Genomic DNA, 24,553 nt, shown 5'->3' with positions numbered 1-24,553 from the left:
GGAGACTGGCGGACGATGGACCAGCAGGCACGAACAGCCGCGCTCGACGTCGAGACCATTCCGCGCGGGCGCATGCTGTGGCGCTTCGTCCGCCAGATCGCCTTCGCGCTGATCAGCATCGTGGTGCTGGTCGTCGCGTTCGGCGTGCTGAACCCCCGCTTCCTGAGCGGGGGAAACTGGTTCCACATCGCCCAGCAGGTCGCGGTGATCGCGATCCTGGCGACGGGGCAGACCTTCATCATCGCGACCGCCGGGATCGACATCTCGCAGGGCTCGGTGGTCGCGCTGTCGTCGATGATCTGCGCGATCGCGATCGTCGATGCGCACATGTCGTCCGGGGTGGCGATCGTGCTGACGCTGGCGCTGGGGGCGGTGATCGGCGCGATCATCGGACTGTCGGTGGTCGTGCTCGGCGTGCCGCCCTTCATCGCGACGCTGGGCATGCTCGCGGTCGCACTCGGCGCGGCGCTGCTGACCACCAACGGCACGCCGGTGTTCGGCCTGCCGAACGGGTTCCAGGAGATTTCGCAAGGCACCGTGCTGGGCTTTCCCAACATGGCGTGGATCGCGGTGCTGCTCGCGCTGTTCTCGGCCTATCTGCTGAACAAGACGCGGTTCGGCCGCTACACGCTGGCGATCGGCAGCAATGCCGAGGCGGCGCGCCGGGTGGGCATCAACGTGCCGCGGCATCTGCTGCTGGTCTATGTGTTCGGCGGGATCGTCTCGTCGCTCGCCGGCGTGATCTATCTTGCCTACACGGCGGCGGCGCAGCCGACCTCGGGGGCGAATTACGAACTCTATGCGATCGCCGCGGTGGTGATCGGCGGCGGGTCGCTGTTCGGCGGGGTGGGGACGATCCTCGGCAGCATCCTCGGCGCGCTGCTGATGACGATCCTGAAGAACGGCACGCAGCTGGCTGGGATTTCACCCTATGTCGAGCAGGTGATTCTCGGGATCGTGGTGGTCGGCGCCGTCTATGTCGACAATCTGCGGCGGCGGCTGCGCTGAGCTGAAGGCCGCCGGCCGGATGCGGGCATCCGGCCGGTCGGGGCAGGCGGTCAGGCGAGGTCGAAGCGGTCGAGCTCCATGACCTTGGTCCAGGCGGCGACGAAGTCCTTCACGAAGGCGGCCTCGCCGTCCTGCGTGCCGTAGACCTCGGCGAGCGCGCGGAGCTGGGAGTTCGAGCCGAACACGAGATCCACCCGCGTTGCCGTCCACTTCACCGCCCCGCTCTTGCGGTCGCGCAGCTCGTAGACGCCGGGCTCGGCGGCGGGGTGCCAGCTCATGTTCATGTCGAGCAGGTTGACGAAGAAGTCGTTCGTCAGCGCGCCGGGGCGGGTGGTGAAGACGCCGTGCTTCGCCCCGCCGACATTGGCGCCGAGGGCGCGCATGCCGCCGATCAGCGCGGTCATTTCCGGGGCCGTCAGCGTCATAAGCTGGGCGCGGTCGATCAGCTGTTCCTCCGGCGCGCGCGGATCGCCCTTGCCGAGATAGTTGCGGAAGCCGTCGGCCTTCGGCTCCAGCACCGCGAAGGAGGCCACGTCGGTCTGCGCCTCGGTCGCGTCGGTGCGGCCGGGGGTGAAGGGCACGGTGACGTCATGGCCGGCCGCCTTCGCCGCCGCCTCGATCGCCGCACAGCCGCCGAGCACGATCAGGTCGGCCAGCGAGACCTTCTTGCCGCCGGTCGCCGCCGCGTTGAACTCGGCCTGCACCTTTTCGAGCGCGGCGAGCACCTTGGCGAGTTCGGCCGGCTCGTTCGCCGCCCAGTCCTTCTGCGGGGCGAGGCGGATGCGCGCGCCGTTGGCGCCGCCGCGCTTGTCCGAGCCGCGGAAGGTCGCCGCCGAGGCCCAGGCGGTGAGCGCGAGGCGGGTGGGCGCGATGCCGGTGGCGAGAAGCTTCGCCTTCAGCGCCGCGATATCGGCCGCGTCGATCAGCTTGTGGTCCACCGCGGGAACCGGGTCCTGCCAGATCAGGTGCTCGGCCGGAACCAGCTTGCCGAGATAGCGCGAGACCGGCCCCATGTCGCGATGGGTGAGCTTGAACCAGGCGCGGGCGAAGGCATCGGCGAACTCGTCCGGATTCTGGTGGAAGCGGCGCGAGATCTTCTCGTAGGCCGGGTCCTTGCGCATCGACAGGTCGGTGGTGAGCATGGTCGGGCGGTGCTTCTTCGCGGCGTCGAACGCATCGGGGATGACGTCACCCGCGTCCTTCGCGACCCACTGCCAGGCGCCGGCGGGGCTCTTGGTCAGCTCCCATTCGTAGTTGAACAGGTTGTCGAAATAGAAGTTGCTCCACTGCGTGGGCGTCTGCGTCCACGTGACTTCCGGGCCGCCGGTGATGGCATCGCTGCCCTTGCCGGTGCCGTAGCTGCTGATCCAGCCAAGTCCCTGCTGCTCGATCGGCGCGGCTTCCGGCTCGGGGCCGACCAGGGCGGCGTCGCCGGCGCCATGGGTCTTGCCGAAGGTGTGGCCGCCGGCGATCAGGGCGACGGTTTCCTCGTCGTTCATCGCCATGCGGGCGAAGGTCTCGCGGATGTCGCGCGCCGCGGCCACCGGATCGGGCTTGCCGTTGGGGCCTTCGGGGTTGACGTAGATGAGGCCCATCTGCACGGCGGCGAGCGGGTTTTCGAGGTCGCGGTCGCCGCTGTAGCGCTTGTCGTCGAGCCAGGTCGTCTCCGGGCCCCAGTAGATGCCCTGGTCGGGCTCCCAGGTGTCGACGCGGCCGGCGCCGAAGCCGAAGGTCTTGAAGCCCATCGATTCGAGGGCGACGTTGCCGGCGAGGACCATGAGATCGGCCCAGGAGATCTTGCGGCCGTATTTCTGCTTGACCGGCCAGAGCAGGCGGCGGGCCTTGTCGAGATTGGCGTTGTCGGGCCAGCTGTTCAGCGGAGCGAAGCGCTGCTGGCCGGCGCCGGCGCCGCCGCGGCCGTCACCGATGCGGTAGGTGCCCGCCGCGTGCCAGGCCATGCGGACGAAGAGCGGGCCGTAATGGCCGAAATCGGCCGGCCACCAGTCCTGCGAATCGGTCATCAGCGCCTTCAGGTCGGCGATCACCGCATCGAGGTCGAGGGTCTTGAATTCCGCGGCGTAATCGAAATCCGGATCCATCGGGTTCGACAGCGCCGAGTGCTGGTGCAGCATGCCGAGATTGATCTGGTTGGGCCACCAGTCGGCATTGGACTGGATGCCGGCCGAGCTTGACCGGGTCGCGCCGCCGGTGACGGGGCATTTCGCTTCTGTCGACAAGTCTTCCTCCGTTGATTGCCTGGGATGCCTGTCCGCCCGGGGTAGCGACTCGATTCCGATCGGTCAAATCCATTTTATGGAATGGAACAATAGGGGAAACCTATTGCAATCAACGTGAAACAGTTCGTCGCGGAGTGCGGCGGGACGGCGCGGAATTGCCGCGGTGCAGCAACGAAAACGGCTTGCGGCGGTGCGGCGGCGCGGTATACCGGCTGTGCGTTGGTGTTTCCAGTGTGCGTCTGCCGCACAAACGGCGGCGCACCGCGACCGGCCGGAAGACCGGCGGCGAGGCGGGAGGGCGAATGGCGATGGAAACGAGGACGAGGGTCGGCATCATCGGCGCGGGGCCGGCGGGGCTGATGCTCGCGCATCTGCTGGCCCGGGCGGGGATCGACAGCGTCGTGCTGGAGCGGCAGTCCCGCCATCATGTCGAGCATCGGATCCGCGCCGGAATCCTTGAACACGACGTGGCCGAACTGCTCCGCGCGACCGGGCTTGGGGCGCGGATGGACACGATCGGCTTTCGCCATGACGGCACCAACCTGCTGTTCGACGGCGCGCTGCACCGGATCGATTTCGCGCGGCTGACCGGCCGCCATGTGATGCTCTACAGCCAGCACGAGGTGGTGCGCGACCTGATCGGGGCGCGGGTGGCGGCGGGGCTGCCGATCGTCTTCGAGGCGGAATGCGCGGCGATCGAGGGGATCGGGACGGCGCGGCCGGCGATCGTCTATCGGCATGACGGCGCCGAGCACCGCCTCGACTGCGATATCGTCGCCGCCTGCGACGGGTTTCATGGCGCCGGCCGCGCCGCGCTGCCGGCGGCGGCGGCGCGCGAATACGACCGGGTCTATCCGTTCGGCTGGCTCGGCATTCTCGCGGAAGCGCCGCCCTCGAAGGACGAGCTGATCTACGCCAATCATCCGAACGGGTTCGCGCTGCTGTCGATGCGGTCGGCCACGGTCAGCCGGCTCTACATCCAGTGCGGCATGGAGGAGCGGCTGGAGGACTGGCCGGACCAGCGGATCTGGGAGGAGCTGGCGCGCCGGCTCGATCATCCGGGGTTCAGCCTGAACACCGGGCCGGTGATCCAGAAGGGGATCACGGCGATGCGCTCCTATGTCGTCGAGCCGATGCAGGCGGGGCGGCTGTTCCTCGCCGGCGATGCCGCGCATATCGTGCCGCCGACCGGAGCAAAGGGGCTGAACGCCGCGATCGCCGATGCCGCGCTGCTGGCCGGCGCCATCGTCCGCTGGGCGCGGGGCGAGGCCGGCGCGCTCGCCGGCTATGGCGCGGCGGCGCTGGACCGGGTGTGGAAGGTCGAGCGGTTCTCCTGGTGGATGACCTCGATGATGCACCGGTTCGACACGCATACCGGGTTCGACCGGCGGATGCAGCACGCCGAGCTGGAGTATTATACGCAGTCGGAGGCGGGGCAGACCGCGCTGGCCGAGAATTATGTCGGCCTGCCCTTCGCCGCGCCGGAGGGGGTGCCATGAACGAGACCGAAGCCGACGGGATCGCGCCGTCGCGCGGCGCGCAGCCGCCGCTCTCGGCGCCGGATTATCGCAGCACGGCGCTGCGCGCGCCGCGCGAGATGCCGGTGGCGATTCCGCAGACGCTGACCGAGACGACCGGGCCGGTCTTCGAGCCGTCGCGCTTCGCGCCGACCGACAATCTCGCCGTGAATGACGGGCACGAGGCGATGGGCGAGCGGATCATCGTCACCGGGCGGGTGCTGGACGAGGCCGGGCGGCCGGTGCCGCGCAGCATGGTCGAGATCTGGCAGGCGAATGCCGCGGGGCGCTACAACCACAAGGGCGATACGCATGACGCGCCGCTCGACCCGCATTTCCGCGGCGCCGGGCGCGTGTTCACCGATGACGAGGGGCGCTACCGCTTCGTCACGGTCAAGCCGGGCGCCTATCCCTGGGGGAACCACGCCAATGCGTGGCGGCCGAATCACATCCATTTCTCGCTGTTCGGCGCCGGGTTCGCCGCGCGCCTGATCACGCAGATGTATTTCCCCGGCGATCCGTTGCTCGAACTCGACCCGATCTTCCACGCGGTACCGGACGCGGCGGCGCGGGCGCGGCTGGTGGCGGCGTTCGATATCGGCGTCACCGAGCCGGGGCGGGCGCTCGGCTATCGGTTCGACATCGTGCTGCGCGGCCGCGCCGCCACGCCGATGGAGGGGTGAGGGATGGAGATGTCGGCGCAGCAGACGATCGGGCCGTTCTGGCACCTGATCGACCAGCCGGACTGGTGGGACCTGACGCGGTTCGGCGCCGCCGGCGCGCGGATCGCGATCGAGGGAAGGATCACCGATGGCGCGGGGGCGGCGGTGGCCGACGCGGCGGTGGAGCTGTTCCAGGCCTCGCCCGCGCGGGATGCGGTATTTCCCGGCTATGGCCGGGTGGCGGCGGATGCGGAGGGCCGGTTCCGCTTCGCCACCGTGATGCCGGGCCCGCTGCCCGGGCCGCGCGGGGCGAACGCGCAGCAGGCGCCGCATTGCGGCCTGGCGCTGCATGCGCGCGGCCTGCTGCGGCCGCTTTTCACGCGGATCTATTTCGCCGGGGATGCGCTGAACGCGACCGACCCGGTGCTGAGCCTGGTGCCGGCGGCGCGGCGCGACACGCTGGTGGCGGATGAGACCTCGCCCGGCGTCTGGCGGCGCGACATCGTGCTGCAGGGCGAGGGCGAAACGGTATTTCTGGACTTTTGAACAAGGGAAGCAGCGCATCCATGACCGAGGCCTTTATTTGCGAGTATGTGCGGACGCCGTTTGGGCGTTATGGCGGGACGCTTTCAGCGGTTCGCGCGGACGATCTGGCGGCGGTGGCGATCCGCGGGGTGATGGCGCGGGCGGCGGGGCTCGATCCGGCGGCGGTGGACGAGGTGCTGTTCGGCTGTGCGAACCAGGCGGGCGAGGATAACCGGAACGTGGCGCGGATGGCGCTGCTGCTGGCGGGGCTGCCGGAGAGCGTGCCGGGGGCGACGGTCAACCGGCTGTGCGGCTCCGGGCTGGATGCGGTGGGGAGTGCGGCGCGGGCGATCCGGCTGGGCGAGGCGGGGGTGGCGATCGCCGGCGGGGTGGAGAGCATGACCCGCGCGCCCTTCGTGATGCCGAAGGCGGGGGCGGCGTTCGACCGGTCGAACGCGGTGTATGACACGACGATCGGCTGGCGCTTCGTCAACCCGCTGATGAAGGCGCAATACGGCGTCGACGCGATGCCGGAGACGGCGGAGAACGTCGCCGCCGATTTCAACATCTCGCGGGCGGACCAGGACGGGTTCGCGCTGGCGAGCCAGCGCAAGTGCCAGGCGGCGGCAGAGGCCGGCTTCTTCGCCGGCGAGATCACCCCGGTGACCATTCGCGGCCGCAAGGGCGACACGGTGGTTGACACCGACGAGCATCCGCGGCCGGAGACGACGCTGGAGGGGCTGGCGAGGCTGAGCACGCCGTTCCGCGAGCCCGGCACGGTGACGGCGGGCAATGCGTCGGGGGTGAATGACGGGGCGGCGGCGCTGATCCTCGCCTCGGCGGCGGCGGCGCAGGCGCATGGGCTGACGCCGCGCGGGCGCGTGGTCGGCATGGCGACGGCGGGTGTGCCGCCGCGGATCATGGGCATGGGGCCGGCGCCGGCGGTGAGGAAGCTGCTGGCGCGGACCGGGGTTTCGCTGGACGCGGTGGACGTGATCGAGCTGAACGAGGCCTTCGCGGCGCAGGCGCTGGCGGTGACGCGGGATCTCGGGCTTGCGGATGACGACCCGCGGGTCAACCCGCATGGCGGGGCGATCGCGCTGGGGCATCCGCTGGGCGCGTCGGGGGCGCGGCTGGCGGGCACGGCACTGCGGGCGCTGGAGGCGCGGGGCGGCAGGCTGGCGATCGCGACGATGTGCATCGGTGTCGGCCAGGGCATCGCGGTGCTGATCGAGCGGGTGTGAGGCGATGATCGACAAGTTCGTGGCCTCGGTCGAGGCGGCGCTGGAGGGGATCGGCGATGGCGCCGCGATCATGGTGGGCGGGTTCGGCGCGGTGGGGCAGCCGAACGCGCTGGTCGACGCGCTGGCGGCGCGCAACCTGCGGGGGTTGACGCTGATCGCCAACAACGCGGGCGGGGATTTCGGCGGGATGCCGAAGCTGATCGAGCGCGGGGCGATTGCCAGGGTGATCTGCTCCTATCCGCGGGCGAGCCGGCGGACGGCGTTCGACGAGCTGTACGAGGCGGGGAAGATCGAGCTGGAACTGGTGCCGCAGGGCACGCTGGCGGAGCGGATCCGCGCCGCGAATGCCGGGATTCCGGCCTTCTTCACGCCGACCTCGGCGGGGACGGAACTCGCGGCGGGGAAGGAGACGCGGCGGATCAACGGGCGGGACTGCGTTCTGGAATACGCGATCGAGGCGGATTTCGCGCTGATCGAGGCCTGGGCGGCGGACCGGTGGGGGAACCTGACGTTCCGGCGGGCGGGGCGCAACTTCAACCAGATCATGGCGGGGGCGGCGAAGGTGACGGTGGCGAGCGTGCACCGGCGGGTCGAGCTCGGCGCGCTGGATCCGGACCGGATCGTGACGCCCGGCGTGTTCGTCGACCGGGTGGTGCTGGTGCCGGAGCCGATGGAAGGGGAGGCGGCGTGATGGAGGGGACGGTGATGCGGCGGGGCTGGTCGCGCGCGGAGATGGCCGCGCGGGTGGCGGCGGATATTCCCGAGGGCTGGGTGGTCAATCTCGGCATCGGGCTGCCGACGCAGGTGGCGAACCATGTGCCGGCGGAGCGGGAGGTGATCTTCCATTCCGAGAACGGCATCCTGGGGATGGGGCCGGCGCCGGACGCGGGGGCGGAGGACCCGTTCCTGATCAACGCGGGCAAGCAGCCGGTGACGCTGCGTCCGGGGGCGTCGATCGTCGGGCAGGCGGACAGTTTCGCGATCATCCGCGGGCGGCACCTCGATCTGTGCGTGCTCGGCGGGTATCAGGTGGCGGCGAACGGCGATCTCGCCAACTGGTCGGTCGGGCGCAAAGGGGTGGCGCCGGCGGTGGGCGGGGCGATGGATCTCGGCGCCGGGGCGGCGCGGGTCTGGGTGCTGATGGAACACTGCACGAGGGAGGGCGAGCCGCGGCTGGTGGAGCGCTGCACCTATCCGCTGACCGCGCTGGGCTCGATCACCCGCGTCTATACCGATCTTGCCGTCATCGACATCACGCCGGCGGGGTTCGTGCTGCGCGACGCGGCACCAGGGGTCACGCCGGAACAGGTGCGCAGCCTGACCGCCGCCCCTCTCGCCATCGGGTGACGATCTCCGGCATCAGGGCCGCCGACCGGTCATCCGCCGGCGGGCGAGGGGCGTTCCGGCTCGGCCCCGGTGGGGGGACGGCGCCGGTATGCGCCAGCCATGTTGGTCGTTTCCGCCAGGTGCGGTAATGAGCCCCATGCCATTTTATGTTGAGACTCCCGCGCTCCAGCATGCGCTCGCGGCGCGCGGTTATGCCGACCCGACCGCCGTGCAGAGCGCCGTGCTGGAACCCGAGGCCGAAGGACGCGACCTCCTGGTCTCGGCCCAGACCGGCTCGGGCAAGACGGTCGCCTACGGGCTGGCCTTCGCCGCCACGATCCTGGACGAGGACGTGCTGCCGCCGGCCGGCGCGCCGCTCGCGCTCATCATCGCGCCGACCCGCGAGCTTGCCATCCAGGTTCATGCCGAACTCGCCTGGCTTTACGAGCATACCGGTGCGAGCGTGGTCTCCTGCGTCGGCGGCATGGACCCGCGGCGCGAACAGCGCGCCCTCGCCGGCGGTTGCCATATCGTGGTCGGCACACCGGGCCGCCTGCAGGACCATATCGAGCGCCGGCATCTCGATCTCGGCCGGCTCAGGGTCGTCGTGCTCGACGAGGCCGACGAGATGCTCGATCTCGGCTTTCGCGACGAACTCGAATTCATCCTCGGCGCGTCTCCCGCGGACCGCCGCACGCTGCTGTTCTCGGCCACCATCGCGCGCGAGATCGCCGCGCTGGCGCGGCAATACCAGCGCGATGCGTTGCGGATCGACACCGTCGCGCGCAACCAGCCGCACGCCGATATCGAATATCGGGCGATCCGGATCGCCGCCCACGAGGTCGAGCACGGGCTGGTGAACCTGCTGCGGTTTCATGAGGGCGCCGGTTGCCTGGTGTTCTGCTCGACCCGCGAGTCCGTGCGCCAGCTTTACGGGCGGCTTCAGGAACGCGGCTTCGCCGCCGTCGCCCTGTCCGGCGAGCTCAGCCAGTCGGAACGCAATGCCGCGCTGCAATCCCTGCGCGACGGGCGCGCCCGCGTCTGCATCGCCACCGACGTCGCCGCGCGGGGACTCGACCTGCCCAATCTCGACCTTGTCATCCACGCCGACCTGCCGGCCAACAAGGCGACCCTGCTCCATCGCAGCGGCCGGACCGGACGCGCCGGACGCAAGGGCCTCTGCCTGCTGATGGTGCCCGACAGAAGCCGGCGCCGGGCGGAGGTTCTGCTTGCGTCGGCGAATATCAGGGCGATCTGGGAGGCCCCTCCGACGGCCGAGGCCATCCGCGCCCGCGACCATGCGCGGCTGCTGACCGATCCGGTGCTGACCGAGGCGCCGCTCGATGAGGAGATCGCCCTGGCGCGTGAACTGCTTGCGAACCGGTCGGCCGATGTTGTCGCAACGGCGCTGATCCGCCTGTATCGCGCCCGCCTGCCGGCGCCGGAGGAGATCGCGCCGCAGCCTGAAGTCCTCCCCCGTCCGGCGGCCCGTCGCGCCGCGGGCGCAGAGGACGGGCGGGCCATGGTATGGTTCCGGTGCGATGTCGGTCGCCGCAAGAAGGCCGATCCGAAATGGCTGCTGCCGGCGATCTGCCGGGTCGGCGGCGTCACCAAGCGCGATATCGGGGCGATCCGCATCTTCGATCACGAGACGCGGTTTGAAATCGGCGCCGATGTGGCCGACGCCTTTGCCGCCGCCATCGGTGCCGGCACCAATTCCGAGATGCGGATCGAACCGGCGGGCCACCAACCCGGCACGGCAGCGGAGGATTTCGGTCGCGGCAGGAAGGAAGGCCGGTTCAGGAAATCCCCGTCCCGGATCAAAGCTCACGCGCCGCCCCGCCGCGGCGGCAAGGCACGGAAAGCGGGATAGATCGGCGCGCGGACGATCCTTGCCGAGGCCGGCCGGTTCCTGATCATCGTGGGCGTGCGCCATGAGCGTGGCGGGGCCTGCCGGAACGGCGACAATGCTCGCCGGTTGCGGGCCCGCCGAATTAGCGGTTGGCCGGCACCGGCGACATGTCGGCCAGGGATTTTCCGTTGAGCGTCTCGATGAAGGCGTCTTTCGCCCGGTTGAGCGTCTGCCGCAGCCGACAGGCCGGCAGCAGATTGCACTGCCCGCCATCGGCGCGGAAGCATTCGACCATGGCCTGATCGCGTTCGAGATAGCGGACCACGTCTCCGATGCGGATCTGCCCGGGCGGCTTCGCGAGGCGGACGCCGCCGGTGGGCCCGCGGGAACTGAGGAGGTAGCCGCCGGCCACGAGATCCATCAGGATTTTCGCGAGATGATGGCGTGATACGTCGAGGCGGGTGGCAAGTGCGGACGTCGATTGAACCCGGTCAGGCTCGATCGCGAGCAGCATGAGGGCGCGCAGCCCGTAATCCGTATAGTTGGTCAGCGTCACAAACATATATTAGTCCGCTTATCAGGTATTGACAATGCGTATTTGGTCGGAGCATTTTACGCATATGAAATGCGTATATAGCCGGCTGACGGAGTAGCCATGCAGGACAGCGGAATCGACGAAGCGATGATCGAACGGCAGGTGCATGCCTTCTATGGGGCGGCGAGGCGCGACCCGCTCATCGGCCCCGTCTTCGAGGCGAAGGTGCATGACTGGGATCGTCATCTCGGCCGCATGTGCGCGTTCTGGTCCTCTGTCGCGCTGATGAGCGGCCGCTACAGCGGCACGCCGATGCAGGCGCACGCGCCGCTGCCCATCGAGGCCGCGCATTTCGGAAGATGGATGGAACTGTGGGCGGAAACCGCGCGGGAACACTGCCCGCCGGACGCGGCCGATCGTTTCGTCCTGCTCGCGGGGCGGATTGCCCGCAGCCTTGAACACGGCATTGCCGTGCATCGCGGCGAACTGCCGCTCTTCCCTCATGCCAATCAGGAGACAACCCATGTCCGGGCAGATTGAAACGCCGGCCGACGCCGGTCTGTTGAACGCGCCTGTCGGCCAGATCGCCGCCAGCCGAGCGGGTGCCGCTTCGGTGTTTCAGACCTTCGGCATCGATTTCTGCTGCCAGGGCAAGCGCACGCTGGCCGAGGCGCTGGCAGGGCAGGGGATCGCGCCGTCGCCCGTTCTCGCCGCCCTGATGAGCGCCGCCGCCGAACCGCTCGATGACTGGCGGGACGCGCCGACGCCGGCGCTGATCGACCACATCAAGACACGCTACCACGCGGTCCACCTCGCCGAGCTGCCGAACCTGCGCGACCTTGCCGCCAAGGTCGAGGCGACGCACCGCAAGCACCCTGCCGTGCCGGATGGCCTTGCGGAAACATTGTCGCGCATGATCGCCGAACTGCGCCTGCATCAGCAGCGCGAGGAGGTCGTGCTGTTTCCGCTGCTCGCCCAGGGGGGCGGCGAGATGGCGCGTGCCGCAATCCAGGTCATGCGCGCCGAGCACGAGGATCACGGCGCGGTTCTCGCGGGGATCGAGGCGATCACCGGTGGCCGGGTCGCGCCGCAGGGCGCCTGTGCCACCTGGCGGGCGCTGTATCTCGGCCTTGGCAAGTTTCACGACGATCTGATGATGCATGTCCATCTGGAGAACAACGTCCTCTTCCCGCGCTTCGAGGCCGAGGAGGAAGCCGGGGAGGGCAATCCGGCATCAGGAGCCAATCACTGACGGCCGGGCCGATGCTACCGCCCGCCTGGATCTGCTCCCGTTGACTGCAGCCCTGTTTACCGAAAGTCGCGTCATGGCCTATGTCGTCACCGAAAGCTGCATCAAGTGCAAATACATGGATTGCGTCGAGGTCTGTCCGGTTGACTGCTTCTATGCCGGCGAGAACATGCTGGTGATCCATCCGGACGAATGCATCGATTGCGGGGTCTGCGAACCCGAATGCCCGGCCGAGGCGATCGTGCCGGATTCCGACGCGAAGGCGGACGCATGGATCGATCAGAACCGTGAATTGGCGGCCCTTTGGCCGAACATCACCCGCAAGGGAACTCCGCCCGAGGACGCCGACGCGTGGAAGGACAGGCCTGGCAAGGCCGCATCGCTCTCGAGGGAGCCGGGCACGCCATGACGGTGCCGGCGCTGTTGCCCTTCCTGCGCGAGTTGCTGGCGCTGCACGTGATCGCGGTGATCTTGTGGATGGCGGGAATGATCGTGCTGCCCATGATCTATCTGCGCCATCATGGGCTGGAGCCGGCGAGCCCGGCGGCGATGGCGTTCGCGGCCCTCGAGCGCCAGATCTTCAAGCGCCTGGTCAATCCCGCGATGTACGCGGCCTGGGGGTTCGGCATCCTGCTTGCGTTGACGCCCGGCACGATATCCTGGAGCGCACTGTGGTGGCTGGTGAAATTGGCCGCCGTGCTGCTGCTCTCCTGGTACCATGGCATTCTCTCCGCCTGGCGCCGGCGGCTGCGCGACGATGCCCGGCCGGAGGTGACAATCCTGAGGCGGAGCGCGGTTGTCCCGATCGTCCTGATGGTCGTGATCGTCACGATGGTGCTGGTTCGGCCATGAGGCGCCGGATAAAGCCCGCCTGCGTTATCACCTGGTCATGGTGGCGACGCACGCAGACGGGTTCAGCTAAAATTCAAAATGCAACCGTGCTGCGAGAGCGCGCCTCGATTCCGTTGACAAGACGCGCCCTGGCAGGTTTGGCCTTTACACGAACGATCCGCCGACGAATTGCTGCAACTGGTTCGGGTTGATACCGACCATGGTGATCCTCGTGTTGTCCGACAATGTCAGGACAGCGCCGGTTTGAGGCGATGCATTTGAAGTTGCAGTGACGGAAGAAATCGTCTGGCCGTTGATCATCACCATGATATCTCTCTGCGTCGAGAAATTGTTGATGATGTCCTGGCTGCTGGTACCGCCCGACCTGGCAAAATAGATATTGTCCGAGCCGGCCAGGGACGATCCCGTGATCGTGGCGTTGCCGGACCCGGTGAAGAAGTACTGGGTTCCCGTGCCTTCTGACGAAATGATGTCATTGCCGCTGCCGGCCGCAAACAGGTTGCTGCCCGTTACCGATGTGGCGGTGAGCGTTTCATTGCCGACACCGGCAAAAAGCGCATTCCAAGCTCCGCTCGGTGTCGCATTCCCGCCTCCGGCCTCAATGAAATCGCCGTTCCCGCCGCCGACCAGAGTGGCCGACCCGGAGCCGCCGATCAGGGAGTTGTTGCCTTCCGCGCCGCCGGTAATGATGCCGCCGCCGACGCCGCCGAAAGCCGTCACGGCGCCCGCGCCGCCAAGAACCGTCACCGCGTTGGTGCTCTGATTGATGAAGTCGATCTTGCCGGTCGATCCCGTTGGATTGCCTGCGCGAACGACGGACTGCCCGGTAGCGACGATGGTGTCAAAGCCGCCATTGTTCCTGAACCGGTTTGTGCCGGCGGTGAACTGGACGCTTTCGTCGTCGGTCGACGAATAGATCGTCGTGTTGCCGGCGACCGAGCCGAGGGAACCGGCGCCCGAGGTGCTGATCGCCGCCCCCTGACTGCCGCTGATCGAGATCGTATTGCCGCCGGAATTGCCGACGATTGTTGCCGCCCCGGTCGCGTAAAGCGTGTTGCCGGTCGCGTTCGCGCCAAAGGTGATCTTCGACGCGCCGGATACTGAAATCAGGTTGCCGGAATCGTTGACGTTAATCACGTCGCTACCGGCGGACATGACGGTATTGGTGCCCGCGTCGAGGTTGATGACGTTGTGGCCACCCTCGGTCGTGATGCGATTGTAACTCGCGCCGCCGGCGGCGTTGGTGGCCGTCGTGATCGTGTTGTCGCCGCTCGCGACCTGAACGTCGTACCAGTAACCGTCAAGCGTGAAGTTGTTGTTTCCGCCGCCCGCATAGATCGTGTCGGTGCCGGCGCCGCCCATCGGATCCCATGTCAGGTTTGTGGTCGAGCCCGTGACGATCAGCGCGTTCTTGCCGGCGCCGCCGGTAATGGTCTCGTTACCGCTGAAGGTCGCGATGATTCCGCGGATACCGTTATTGGTCGGAACGCCATTGGTCATGGCGTTAGGCAAGCTGATCGACCCGCCGCTGCCGGTGACCGAACCGGTGATGTAAGTATCCTCGTAGAACGACGTATTGGTGGGCTCAGGAGGAGGGGAGGAGTTCGTAGTGCCGTCGGAATTCAAGGATATCGGTGTTACTGTCACACCGGTATAGGGCGAATTCAGATTGATGAGGTTGGTGATATTGTTGTCCAGCTGTTGCTGAACAGTGGCCTGAATCGATGTGTCTACTGCAAACGTGTCTGGTGTCGCACCAAGACTTGCTATGACTGAGACATTTTCCGTTGATGTTGAGGATGACACGAGCCGCTCCTTGGTCTGCTGTGCTGGTGCCCTCAGATCTATCGGCGAAAAATTAACGCATTCCCAACAGGAAGCAGTTTTTCTAACAAACAATTCGTCTCAAGGTTGTAGTTTGGTGTTGTTTCAAATTATGCGTTCAATACAAATTTCTAACGGGGATCAGGCCCGGTCCCTGATCGCACATAGCGCCTCGAATTCAGCGACATGCTCGTAGTCCGGCATCAGCCTTTCGAGATCCCGGCACCGCCGGGTCGCGGGGTGGAAATAGATTTCCGTTGAGCCGGAGGGCAGGACTTCGAGATAGGCGTTCACCCGTTCGGGTGTCATGTGGCCGGAACGTCGGATGCCGAGGATATGGTCGGGACTCGATAGCCCGGCGCGGCTCGCCTGTGCGCGGATAACACGCGACCAGGCATAAAGGGCATGGGCCGGGAAACCCGGCCGGTCGCCGCTCGCCCTCAGGACCGCGGGGGGTTCGGCCGGAACCCGGATGCGCCGGAGGCCGAATTCGCGGCCGATGCGGATCATCAGCGACGCCACGGTGGGATGCATGTGCATGTGCTTGTGGCTATCCGCGTGGTGCAGCGTGAGGCCGGTCGCTGCGAAGGCCTCGAACTGCGCACGGATTTCAGCCGCCAGTTCCCGCCGCGCGGCGGGGGAGAAAAAGTAGCGGAAGCCGCGGGCGACCTGATCGGCCCCGAACCGGCCATCCGCGCCGGTGATCGTGGGCAGGGCGGTGTGGCCGAGCACGGAATCCCCCTCGACCAGCACCAGATGCAGCCCGACATTCAGGCTGGGCAGGCGCCGCGCGCGGGCAACCGCGTCGGCCGCAGCGGGGGCTGCCACCATGAGACTCGCCTGGGTCAGCGCGCCCTCAAGATGGGCGCGTTCCACCGCTTCATTGACGCTGTCGGTCAGGCCGAAATCATCCGCCGAGAAGATGACCTCGGCGTCGCTTCGCATGGCTGCGGATGCTCTGGACGATCAGGCGGCGTGGCGCTCGCGCAGGAACTGGAAGAACTCCACGCCCTCGCGCAGGCGGCGCTTCATCATTTGCGGGCTGCGCACCATCTCGCCGACGATCGAGGCGATCTTCGGCACGCGGAAATAGAACTGCCGGTAGAAGGTTTCCACGCTGTCGAAGATTTCGGTGTGCGTCAGATGCGGGTAGTGGAGCGGCGCGATCTGGATCCCGTGATCGTCGATCAGTTCGGCATGCGCGGCGTCGAGCCAGCCGTTTTCGACGGCCTGGTTGTAAAGGAAGGTGCCCGGGTACGGCGCGGCGAGGGAGACCTGGATGGTATGCGGGTTGATCTCCTTCGCGAAATCGATCGTCTCGCGGATGGTGTCCTGCGTTTCGCCGGGCAGGCCGAGAATGAAGGTGCCGTGGATCTTGATGCCGAGATCGTGGCAGTCCTTCGTGAATTTCTTCGCGACCTCGATCCGCATGCCCTTCTTGATGTTGTGCAGGATCTGCTGGTTGCCGCTTTCATAGCCGACGAGCAGCAGACGAAGACCATTGTCGCGCAGCACCTTGAGCGTGTCGCGGGGAACGTTCGCCTTGGCATTGCAGGACCAGGTGACGCCGAGCTTGCCGAGTTCGCGCGCGATCGCCTCGGCGCGGGGGAGGTTGTCGGTGAAGGTGTCGTCGTCGAAGAAGAGCTCGCGCATCTGCGGGAAATCGCGCTGGATCTGCTTCACCTCGGCGATCACGTGCTCGACCGAGCGGGTGCGGTAGCGGTGGCCGCCGACCGTCTGCGGCCAGAGGCAGAAGGTGCAGCGCGACTTGCAGCCCCGGCCGGTATACAGCGACACGTAGGGGTGCATCAGATAGCCGATGAAATAGTCCTCGATCTTCAGGTCGCGCTTGTAGACGTCGGCGACGAAGGGAAGGCTGTCCATGTCCTCGAGGGTGGGGCGGTCCTGGTTGTGGACGATCTCGCCGGCCTCGTTGCGCCAGGAAATGCCGTCGACCTCGGCGAAGGGCTTGCCCTCGGCGATTTCCTTGATCGTGAAGTCGAACTCGTTGCGGGCGACGAAGTCGACAGGGGCGGCGCGCTCGAGGCTTTCGCCGGCCTGGACCGCCACCTTCGCGCCGATGAAGCCGATCTTCACGCCGGGGTTCTCCGCCCTGATCTGGGCCGCGACCTTGACGTCGTTGGCGAAGGACGGCGTGGAGGTGTGGATGATGACGAGCTCGGCGGTGCGGGCGTGCGGCATCACATCCTTCATCGTGAGGCCGGCGGGAGGCGCGTCGATCAGTTTGGAGCCGGGGATCAGCGCCGCCGGCTGGGCGAGCCAGGTCGGGAACCAGAAGGACCGGATCTCGCGGCGCGCCTGGTAGCGGGAGCCGGCGCCGCCGTCGAACCCGTCGAAGGAGGGCGGTTGCAGGAACAGGGTCTTCATCATCGCATCGGTCCTAATTCATATGCCGCGGGGCGGCTTCTGCCTGTCGCCCGCTGTCGCTGCGGCCCGAATCGGCCTCCAGCACATTGCCACGCCACTCGACGGTATCGCTCCAGAAACTCATCACGAAAATGGCCGCCGAAACCATATCGCGCAAGAGGAAAAGCCAGGGCGCCGGCGTGCTCGCCAGGGCGGGTGAACCACGGCCGCGCCCGGAAAATCCAAGGCGGCGTTCGAGCTGCTGCGCGATCATGTAGCGCAGGCCGGCGGCGAGGGCCAGGCCGATCCATGTCCACGTCGCGCCGCCGGACAGCAGCAGTGCCGCCAGGGCCCAGAAGAGCGGGAACTGCGTGATCATTCCGGCATAGCTGAACGGCACCAGCGCGCGAATTGTGCGGGCCCAGCGCAGTTCGTGCCGCATGAGGGCGGCGAACGTCGTCTCGGGCACCGAGGTGGCCGGAAGCGCCGGCGCGAGAACGACCTGCTTGCCGGTGGCGCGGATGCGCTGGCCGAGGACGTTGTCGTCGGCGAGATGGTCGAGCAGCGCCTCGAACCCGCCGATCCGGTCGAGATCGGCGCCGCGGAGAGCCATTGTCGCGCCAAGGCAGTCCTGCCGGCCGAGCGCGCGGGCGATGGCGGCGCCGGGAAGGAAGCCGTGATTGATCTGCATCGCGCCCAGCCGGGCGGCGAGCGCGCCGTTCGCGGGCAGACCGGTATAGAAGGTCGTGGCGAGGCCCGCCTCTGGCCGCGAGAGGGAGCGGGCGATGCCGTTCAGGAAATCCGGTGCGACATGCATGTCGGCATCCGAGATCACGAGAAGGTCGTACCGGGCGGCGGACCGCATTGCGATCAGGTTGGCGACCTTCCGGTTGCGGCCCGCCCGGTGCGGCCCGGCGACCGTCGCGACGTCGACCTGCCTGTAGCGTGCCTGCAAACGGGCTACCAGGGCGAGGGCGGGGTCATCGGGATCGGCCGCGCCGAATACGAGCTGAAACCGCGGATAGTCCAGCAGGAAGAAGGATTCGAGCGCAATGTCGAGCAGCGGTTCGGTGCCGTGCAGCGGCTTGAGAACGGTGATGCCCGGCGCGTCGTCCGGCATTGAAGCTTCCGGATGCCGGGCGACGCGCACGAGGGTGGAGCCGATGGCCTGCTGGACGAGGCCGACCGCGCAGAGCGCGTCGGCGAGGGCCGGCAGGATTGCGGTCATGTCAGTCCTTGATCGCCCCGCCGGACAGCGAAGCGACCTTCGCCTTCAGCGCATCGATCAGCCGCGACGCGTTGCCAGGCTCGATCAGGCCGCTGAAGTCGGAGCGCTGCGTGGCGACCTTGCTGATTGTCCCGTCGAAGAGAACGTCGGTGATTTTCCACACACCGCCGGACTGCCGCATCACGTAGGCCAGTTCGACCTTCTTTCCCCCGTTTCCCTCGAACGTGGTCGACACGACGCGGGCATTGCCTGTCCGCCGGATGTCGGGATTGGTCGTGAAGTGCTGGCCGGCGTAGGCGTTGAAGTTGCTCACATAGGTTGCAACCGTATACTGGCGGAACAGTTTCTCAAGCTCGGTTTTCTGGGCAGCCGGAATTTGCGACCAGAGCAGTCCTGCCGAGTTCTGCAGGATCAGTCGAAGGTCGAAACTCTTTTCGATCACCGGCTTGAGCATGGCGTAGCGCGCACTGAAGGTCTTGCCGGCGCTGCCAGCCTTCATTGTCGCGATCAGCGCGTCGTCCAGAGCGTTGACCGGCTGCGTTTCCGGGGCAGCGGCAGCGCGTGCCGCCGGAAGCGCGAAGGGCAGGGCCACGGCAAGTGGCGCCGCCAGGAGCATTCGACGTTTCATAAGGGCAGATATGGCGATCAACGTGCCGGAATTGCGACCGAACCGTGCGAATTTTCGGGCACGGCTCCGCGACCGAGCGCGCCGAGCGCGTGCGCCACGATATCCTTCGCGGTAAGTCCGGCATCGATCAGCTGGCCGGCGGGTGAGTTGTGGTCGATGAAGCGGTCCGGAAGCGTCATCGGGCGGAATCGCAGTCCTGAGTCGAACGCGCCAGACCAGGCGAGATGGTGGCCGACAGCCGCGCCGAAGCCGCCGCTCGAACCATCCTCGATCGTGATCAGGACTTCGTGATGACGGGCAAGCTGGTCCACCAGCGCGGTATCGAGCGGCTTCATGAAGCGGGCATCGGCGACGGTTGCGGGGAAGCCGCGCGCCGCGAGTTCGTCCGCTGCCTTCAGCGCTTCGGCCAGGCGTGGGCCGAGCGCCAGGACGGCCACCTTGCTGCCTTCGCGCACGATTCGTCCCTTGCCGATTTCCCATGGCGTTCCGCGCGCAGGGAGCTGGACGCCGGTGCCCTCGCCGCGCGGATAGCGGAACGCGGACGGGCGGTCGTCGATCGCGGCCGCGGTGGCAACGCAGTTCATCAGTTCCGCCTCATCGGACGGTGCCATGATCACCATTCCGGGGAGGCAGCCGAGATAGGCGAGGTCGTAGGCGCCGGCATGGGTGGCACCGTCCGCGCCGACGAGGCCGGCGCGGTCCATGGCGAAGCGCACGGGCAGGGACTGGATCGCCACGTCATGCACGACCTGGTCGTAGGCGCGCTGGAGAAAGGTGGAATAGATCGCGCAGAACGGCGCCATGCCTTCGGTCGCCATGCCGGCGGCGAAGGTCACGGCGTGCTGTTCGGCGATGCCGACATCGAAGCAGCGGTCCGGGAAGCGCTTGCCGAAGGCGTCGAGGCCGGTGCCGCTCGGCATCGCCGCGGTGACCGCGACGACGTTCGGATTATGTTCCGCCTCGGCGATCAGCGCCTGGGCGAACACCTTTGTATAAGAGGGCGGTCCCGGCGGCGCCTTGGTCTGCTCGCCGGTGACGACGTTGAACTTCGAGACGCCGTGATACTTGTCGGCCGACGCCTCGGCCGGTGCGTAGCCCTTGCCCTTCTGGGTGACGACATGGAGCAGGATCGGCTCGTCGCCGTCGATGTCGCGCAGATTGCGCAGGACCGGAAGAAGATGGTCGAGATTATGGCCGTCGATCGGGCCCACATAATAAAAGCCCAGCTCCTCGAACAGCGTGCCGCCGGTAAGGATTCCGCGGGCGTATTCCTCGGCGCGCTTGGCCGTGCGTTCGAGCGTGCGGGGGAAGCGTTTCGCCATCCGGGCGGCGAAATCGCGGATCGAGAGGAAGCTGCGCGAGGAGATCAGCCGCGAGAGGTAGGCGCTCATCGCGCCGACCGGCGGCGCGATCGACATATCGTTGTCGTTGAGGATGACGATCATGCGGGACTTGCTGGCGCCCGCGTTGTTCATCGCCTCATAGGCCATGCCGGCGGACATCGCCCCGTCGCCGATCACGGCGATGACGTGACGCTTAGGGGATTCATCCTTCAGGTCGCGGGCCACGGCCATGCCCAGTCCGGCCGAAATCGACGTCGAGGAATGGGCGGCCCCGAACGGATCGTATTCGCTTTCGGAACGGCGCGTGAAGCCGGACAGCCCGCCGGGCTGGCGCAGTGTACGGATGCGATCGCGCCGGCCGGTGAGGATCTTGTGCGGATAGGTCTGATGGCCGACATCCCAGATCAGGCGATCCCGCGGGGTCTCGAACACCGCGTGCAGGGCCACCGTCAGCTCGACGACGCCGAGCGACGCGCCCAGGTGCCCGCCGGTCACGGAAACGGTGTCGATCGTTTCGGCGCGCAATTCCCCGGCGAGCTGGCGGAGCTGGTCGGCGGAGAAATTGCGCAGGTCGCTCGGAACGCGGACACGATCCAGCAGGGGAGTCTGCGGCGGCATCAGACGACACCCCGTGCGCAGGTAACCGGTCTTTCGCTGGCGCGGTAAGCCATCATGCTGATTCCTTCAATCTCCGTCATTGCGACCCTGCGGCACTCCGGGCCGTGCCGGTACCCGGAGGATTTATACATTCATCGTGGGGAGCGATAGGGCATGGTTGAAGAGATAAGATCAACCGGTCTGGAATGAAACGGGTGCGGGGATGGGGTGGCTGTTTGATCTCGCACGATGCATAACTGCAACACAGGCGGTCTCCAAGAGGGGGCTCGGAACAGGCGCCCTTGCGAAGCCGCCTTGGGATGACTTATTTCAGAGAAACGGCGTACTGCCGGAGTGGATTTCCCACAATCGCGAATTCCCGATTCGAAAGGCGACAGACCATGGATCTGCCTCATACCATGACCGAATGCGCAGATCCGGCCGTGGACCAGACGGTCATGAAAGTCGTGCTGGCGCAGCCGCGCGGGTTCTGCGCCGGCGTCGAGCGGGCGATCGAGATCGTTGAACGGGCATTGGCGAAATTCGGTCCGCCGATCTATGTGCGCCATGAAATCGTGCATAACCGCCATGTGGTGGAGGATTTGAGATCCCGCGGCGCGGTGTTCGTCGACGAGATTTCGGAAGTGCCGGATGGGGCGATTACGGTGTTTTCTGCGCATGGCGTCGCGCGGAAAGTGCAGCAGAGCGCCGCGAACCGCGCCCTGCCGGTGATCGATGCCACCTGCCCGCTGGTTGCCAAGGTCCATTCCGAAGGGCGGCGCTACGCTGGTCAGGGGCGGGAGATCGTGCTGATCGGCCATGCCGGGCACGCGGAAGTCGAGGGGACGATCGGCCAGATCGACGGTCGGGTCTATCTTGTGCAGACCGTCGAGGATGTGGCGTCTCTGCAGGTGAGCGACCCGGACAAGCTTGCCTATATCACACAGACGACGCTTTCGGTTGACGACACGCGCGGAATCATTGCGGCGCTGGTCGAGCGCTTTCCCGGGATCGTCGGTCCCGACGTGCGCGATATCTGCTATGCTACCCAAAACCGGCAGGAAGCCGTGCGGCATCTGGCCGAACAGGTCGACGTTATCCTGGTCGTCGGCAGCCGAAATTCATCGAATTCCAATCGTTTGTGCGAGATCGGCGCCGAATTGGGGCGTCCGTCCTATCTGATCGACGATGCCAGCCATCTCGATCCGTCCTGGTTCAAGGGCATCCGCGCCGTCGGGGTTACGGCGGGCGCGTCGGCGCCGGAAGTGCTGGTCAAAGGGGTGATCGATGGCCTGCGGAAGTTCGGCGCCATCGAAATCGATACCCTTGCCGGCACGCCGGAAGATGTCAGGTTCAAACTGCCCACCGAAGTGAGCGATGCCTGAACGGCGCATCGGCAGGTTGGGAAATATCAGGAGTTACCAATGGGCGTGCCGCTGAAGCAGGCGATCAAGGTTGGAGCCTACGTGCTGAAACAGCATTTGACCGGCAATCGGCGGTATCCGCTGGTGCTGATGCTGGAGCCGCTGTTCCGCTGTAACCTGGCTTGCGCCGGTTGCGGCAAGATCGATTATCCCGCACCGATTCTGAATCAGCGCCTGTCGGTTGCCGACGCGCTGGAAGCCGTGGATGAGTGTGGCGCTCCGGTTGTGGCGATTGCTGGCGGCGAGCCGCTGCTGCACCGGGAAATGCCCGAGATCGTCGAGAAGATCCTGGCGCGGGACAAGTTCATCTATCTCTGCACGAATGCGCTGCTGCTCGAGAAGAAGATCGACCAGTACAAGCCGCACCCGAATTTCTGCTGGGACATTCATCTCGACGGCGATCGCGAGATGCATGACCAGGCGGTCAGTCAGGAAGGCGTCTACGAACGTGCCGTTGCCGCGATCAAACTGGCCAAGGCAAAGGGATTCCGTGTTTCGATCAACTGCACATTGTTCGACGGAGCCAATCCCGAGCGGGTCGCCGCGTTCCTCGATACCGTGAACGAAATCGGCGTCGATGGGGTCATGACGTCCCCGGGTTATGCCTATGAGCGTGCCCCGGATCAGGAACATTTCCTTAACCGTCAGCGGACGAAAGAACTTTTCCGGGCGATCTTCCGCCATGGAAAGGAGCGGAAGGCGCGCGGAATTCGCTGGAAATTCAATCAGTCTCCCCTCTTTCTCGACTTCCTGGCCGGCAATCAGACCTACAAGTGCACGCCCTGGGGCAACCCGACGCGCAACGTGTTTGGTTGGCAGCGGCCTTGCTACCTAATCGGGGAAGGCTACGCAAAGACGTACAAGGAGCTGATGGAGACAACCGATTGGGACAAATATGGTGTCGGCAATTATGAAAAATGCGCCGACTGCATGGTCCACTCGGGCTTCGAGGCGACTGCGGTGGTTGACTCGGTCAAGCGCCCCTGGAAATTGGCCAAGCTTGCGGTGACGGGGATCCGTACCGAAGGCGCCATGGCGGCAGATATCCCGCTTGATCATCAGCGGCCGGCGGAGTTTGTGTTCTCACGGCACGTCGAACACAAGATGGCGGAGATCCAGGGAACCCAGGAACCGGCCGAACCCGCGGAGTAACCGGGGAACGGCCGTATCCCGCCCCTGTTGCGGTCATCCGGCGGCGCTTCGCTCGCGAGGCGCCGGCATGATGTTTTGTGCGGGGGCAGTTCTGGTCGGACGGAGTTCGGACTCTCGACGGTCGACAATCATGTAGCCCCGGCCCCAGTTCGTCTGGATCAGGTCGTCGGCTCCGGCGGCCAGCAGTTTCTTGCGGATTTTGCAGATGAACACGTCGATGATTTTTGGGTTGGGCTCGTCGAGCCCTCCATAGAGATGATCAAGGATCGCTTCCTTGCTCAGAACGCATCCTTTCCTTAGGGCAAGGATCTCCACGATCTGATATTCTTTTTCCTGCTTACCCACGTTGATCAGCCATGTTGAGCGGAGCACAAAGCAAGAACTTGGTGCTGTGAGCGGAGGAAGCGATGGCGCGCAATGCGGTGCAGTTTCAGCGCGGGCTGAGCGAGGCCGAATTTGAGCGGTTGTATGGCACGGAGGAGCAGTGCCGCGCGGTGGTGATCGCCGCCCGCTGGCCCGACGGGTTCTCCTGCCCGGTCTGTGGCGGGCGCTCTTATAGCGAGGTGAAGACCCGGGGCTTGTTCCAGTGCACGAAATGCCGACGGCAGACATCGCCGATTGCGGGCACGATTTTCGCCTCGACCAAATTGCCGCTGCGGACCTGGTTCCGGGCCATGTACCATCTGACCCAGAGCAAGCAGGGCATCTCCAGCATCGAGTTGGGCCGACGTCTCGGGGTGCGACAGACCTCGGCCTGGATGCTCAAGCACAAGCTCCAGCAGGTGATGCTGGAACGCGATGGGCGCAAACGCCTGACCGGGCGGGTCGAGATCGATGATGCTTATCTCGGCGGTGAACGCTCCGGCGGCAAGCGCGGGCGAGGCGCGCCCGGCAAGACCCCTTTCATCGCGCAGTCGAGACCACGCCTGAAGGCAAGCCGGTTCGACTGAAACTGCGGCGGGTGGCCGGGTTCACCGGCCAGG

Annotated in this window: 22 protein-coding genes and 2 pseudogenes; 15 read left to right on the top strand and 9 right to left on the bottom strand. The window is 66.5% G+C overall.

The annotated features are described in order from the left end of the window. Positions 1 to 15 precede the first annotated feature (15 nt). Complete coding sequence (locus RT91_RS16025; RefSeq protein ID WP_007423990.1) at positions 16 to 1,008, top strand: ABC transporter permease; 993 nt, start codon at positions 16 to 18, stop codon at positions 1,006 to 1,008. Positions 1,009 to 1,058: 50 nt separating this feature from the next. On the opposite strand, the gene katG is transcribed toward RT91_RS16025, so the two are convergent. After that, positions 1,059 to 3,245, bottom strand: a complete 2,187-nt coding sequence (gene katG, locus RT91_RS16020) for a catalase/peroxidase HPI (RefSeq protein ID WP_035188417.1) — start codon at positions 3,243 to 3,245, stop codon at positions 1,059 to 1,061. A gap of 302 nt (positions 3,246 to 3,547) precedes the next feature. On the opposite strand from katG, the gene RT91_RS16015 reads away from it, so the two are divergent. The 7 genes from RT91_RS16015 (at position 3,548) to RT91_RS15985 (ending at position 10,392) form a co-directional block, all read left to right on the top strand. Further along, positions 3,548 to 4,744: a 4-hydroxybenzoate 3-monooxygenase gene (locus tag RT91_RS16015; RefSeq protein ID WP_035188447.1), complete on the top strand. Its 1,197-nt coding sequence runs from the start codon at positions 3,548 to 3,550 to the stop codon at positions 4,742 to 4,744. Then, on the top strand, positions 4,741 to 5,445 hold the full coding sequence (gene pcaH / locus RT91_RS16010; RefSeq protein WP_035188415.1) for a protocatechuate 3,4-dioxygenase subunit beta: 705 nt from the start codon (positions 4,741 to 4,743) through the stop codon (positions 5,443 to 5,445). The genes RT91_RS16015 and pcaH overlap by 4 nt, the downstream gene beginning before the upstream one ends. A 3-nt stretch (positions 5,446 to 5,448) precedes the next feature. Further along, positions 5,449 to 5,970, top strand: a complete 522-nt coding sequence (pcaG, locus tag RT91_RS16005) for a protocatechuate 3,4-dioxygenase subunit alpha (RefSeq protein ID WP_035188413.1) — start codon at positions 5,449 to 5,451, stop codon at positions 5,968 to 5,970. Positions 5,971 to 5,990: 20 nt separating this feature from the next. Next, on the top strand, positions 5,991 to 7,193 hold the full coding sequence (gene pcaF, locus RT91_RS16000) for a 3-oxoadipyl-CoA thiolase (RefSeq protein WP_007423986.1): 1,203 nt from the start codon (positions 5,991 to 5,993) through the stop codon (positions 7,191 to 7,193). A gap of 4 nt (positions 7,194 to 7,197) precedes the next feature. Then, complete coding sequence (locus RT91_RS15995) at positions 7,198 to 7,884, top strand: 3-oxoacid CoA-transferase subunit A (RefSeq protein ID WP_012039670.1); 687 nt, start codon at positions 7,198 to 7,200, stop codon at positions 7,882 to 7,884. Then, positions 7,884 to 8,540, top strand: a complete 657-nt coding sequence (locus RT91_RS15990; protein ID WP_012039669.1) for a 3-oxoacid CoA-transferase subunit B — start codon at positions 7,884 to 7,886, stop codon at positions 8,538 to 8,540. The genes RT91_RS15995 and RT91_RS15990 overlap by 1 nt, the downstream gene beginning before the upstream one ends. 136 nt (positions 8,541 to 8,676) lie before the next feature. Next, a complete protein-coding gene (locus RT91_RS15985; RefSeq protein WP_007421704.1) occupies positions 8,677 to 10,392 on the top strand; it encodes a DEAD/DEAH box helicase in 1,716 nt (571 codons plus the stop codon). A gap of 121 nt (positions 10,393 to 10,513) precedes the next feature. On the opposite strand, the gene RT91_RS15980 is transcribed toward RT91_RS15985, so the two are convergent. Then, on the bottom strand, positions 10,514 to 10,933 hold the full coding sequence (locus tag RT91_RS15980) for an Rrf2 family transcriptional regulator (protein ID WP_012039667.1): 420 nt from the start codon (positions 10,931 to 10,933) through the stop codon (positions 10,514 to 10,516). Positions 10,934 to 11,026: 93 nt separating this feature from the next. Between RT91_RS15980 and RT91_RS15975 the strand changes: the two genes are divergently transcribed. The 4 genes from RT91_RS15975 (at position 11,027) to RT91_RS15960 (ending at position 13,007) form a co-directional block, all read left to right on the top strand. Further along, positions 11,027 to 11,446, top strand: a complete 420-nt coding sequence (locus RT91_RS15975) for a group III truncated hemoglobin (RefSeq protein WP_013640412.1) — start codon at positions 11,027 to 11,029, stop codon at positions 11,444 to 11,446. Then, a complete protein-coding gene (ric, locus tag RT91_RS15970) occupies positions 11,430 to 12,158 on the top strand; it encodes an iron-sulfur cluster repair di-iron protein (protein WP_011942529.1) in 729 nt (242 codons plus the stop codon). Before RT91_RS15975 ends, ric begins: the two co-directional genes overlap by 17 nt. A gap of 73 nt (positions 12,159 to 12,231) precedes the next feature. After that, positions 12,232 to 12,564: a ferredoxin FdxA gene (gene fdxA / locus RT91_RS15965; protein WP_011942528.1), complete on the top strand. Its 333-nt coding sequence runs from the start codon at positions 12,232 to 12,234 to the stop codon at positions 12,562 to 12,564. Next, positions 12,561 to 13,007, top strand: a complete 447-nt coding sequence (locus tag RT91_RS15960) for a CopD family protein (RefSeq protein ID WP_013640410.1) — start codon at positions 12,561 to 12,563, stop codon at positions 13,005 to 13,007. The genes fdxA and RT91_RS15960 overlap by 4 nt, the downstream gene beginning before the upstream one ends. 144 nt (positions 13,008 to 13,151) lie before the next feature. Here RT91_RS15960 and RT91_RS15955 read toward each other — a convergent pair whose 3' ends face one another. From RT91_RS15955 to dxs, 6 genes are all read right to left on the bottom strand, one after another. Further along, on the bottom strand, positions 13,152 to 14,813 hold the full coding sequence (locus tag RT91_RS15955) for a hypothetical protein (protein ID WP_035188403.1): 1,662 nt from the start codon (positions 14,811 to 14,813) through the stop codon (positions 13,152 to 13,154). A gap of 159 nt (positions 14,814 to 14,972) precedes the next feature. Further along, positions 14,973 to 15,776: a hopanoid biosynthesis-associated protein HpnK gene (gene hpnK / locus RT91_RS15950; protein WP_011942525.1), complete on the bottom strand. Its 804-nt coding sequence runs from the start codon at positions 15,774 to 15,776 to the stop codon at positions 14,973 to 14,975. Positions 15,777 to 15,797: 21 nt separating this feature from the next. Next, complete coding sequence (gene hpnJ, locus RT91_RS15945) at positions 15,798 to 17,222, bottom strand: hopanoid biosynthesis associated radical SAM protein HpnJ (protein WP_035188401.1); 1,425 nt, start codon at positions 17,220 to 17,222, stop codon at positions 15,798 to 15,800. Positions 17,223 to 17,232: 10 nt separating this feature from the next. Beyond that, on the bottom strand, positions 17,233 to 18,426 hold the full coding sequence (gene hpnI / locus RT91_RS15940) for a bacteriohopanetetrol glucosamine biosynthesis glycosyltransferase HpnI (RefSeq protein WP_035188399.1): 1,194 nt from the start codon (positions 18,424 to 18,426) through the stop codon (positions 17,233 to 17,235). A gap of 1 nt (position 18,427) precedes the next feature. Next, positions 18,428 to 19,042, bottom strand: coding sequence for an ABC transporter substrate-binding protein (locus RT91_RS15935; protein WP_013640405.1), 615 nt, complete (start codon positions 19,040 to 19,042; stop codon positions 18,428 to 18,430). 29 nt (positions 19,043 to 19,071) lie between these two features. Next, the gene (gene dxs / locus RT91_RS15930; protein ID WP_013640404.1) at positions 19,072 to 21,015 is read right to left on the bottom strand and encodes a 1-deoxy-D-xylulose-5-phosphate synthase; all 1,944 of its coding nucleotides are present in this window, start codon (positions 21,013 to 21,015) and stop codon (positions 19,072 to 19,074) included. A gap of 380 nt (positions 21,016 to 21,395) precedes the next feature. Between dxs and ispH the strand changes: the two genes are divergently transcribed. Further along, on the top strand, positions 21,396 to 22,379 hold the full coding sequence (gene ispH, locus RT91_RS15925; RefSeq protein WP_007421330.1) for a 4-hydroxy-3-methylbut-2-enyl diphosphate reductase: 984 nt from the start codon (positions 21,396 to 21,398) through the stop codon (positions 22,377 to 22,379). A 39-nt stretch (positions 22,380 to 22,418) separates the two neighbouring features. Continuing rightward, a complete protein-coding gene (gene hpnH, locus RT91_RS15920) occupies positions 22,419 to 23,570 on the top strand; it encodes an adenosyl-hopene transferase HpnH (protein ID WP_007421329.1) in 1,152 nt (383 codons plus the stop codon). 33 nt (positions 23,571 to 23,603) lie between these two features. Here the strand turns inward: hpnH and RT91_RS15915 are convergent. Further along, positions 23,604 to 23,915: pseudogene (locus RT91_RS15915) on the bottom strand (helix-turn-helix domain-containing protein); the annotation flags it as partial. A gap of 62 nt (positions 23,916 to 23,977) precedes the next feature. Here RT91_RS15915 and RT91_RS15910 point away from each other — a divergent pair. Next, positions 23,978 to 24,553: pseudogene (locus RT91_RS15910) on the top strand (IS1595 family transposase); the annotation flags it as partial.

The organism is Acidiphilium sp. JA12-A1, assembly GCF_000724705.2.
GTDB lineage: Bacteria > Pseudomonadota > Alphaproteobacteria > Acetobacterales > Acetobacteraceae > Acidiphilium > Acidiphilium multivorum.
This window is presented reverse-complemented; position numbering and strand designations above follow the sequence as displayed.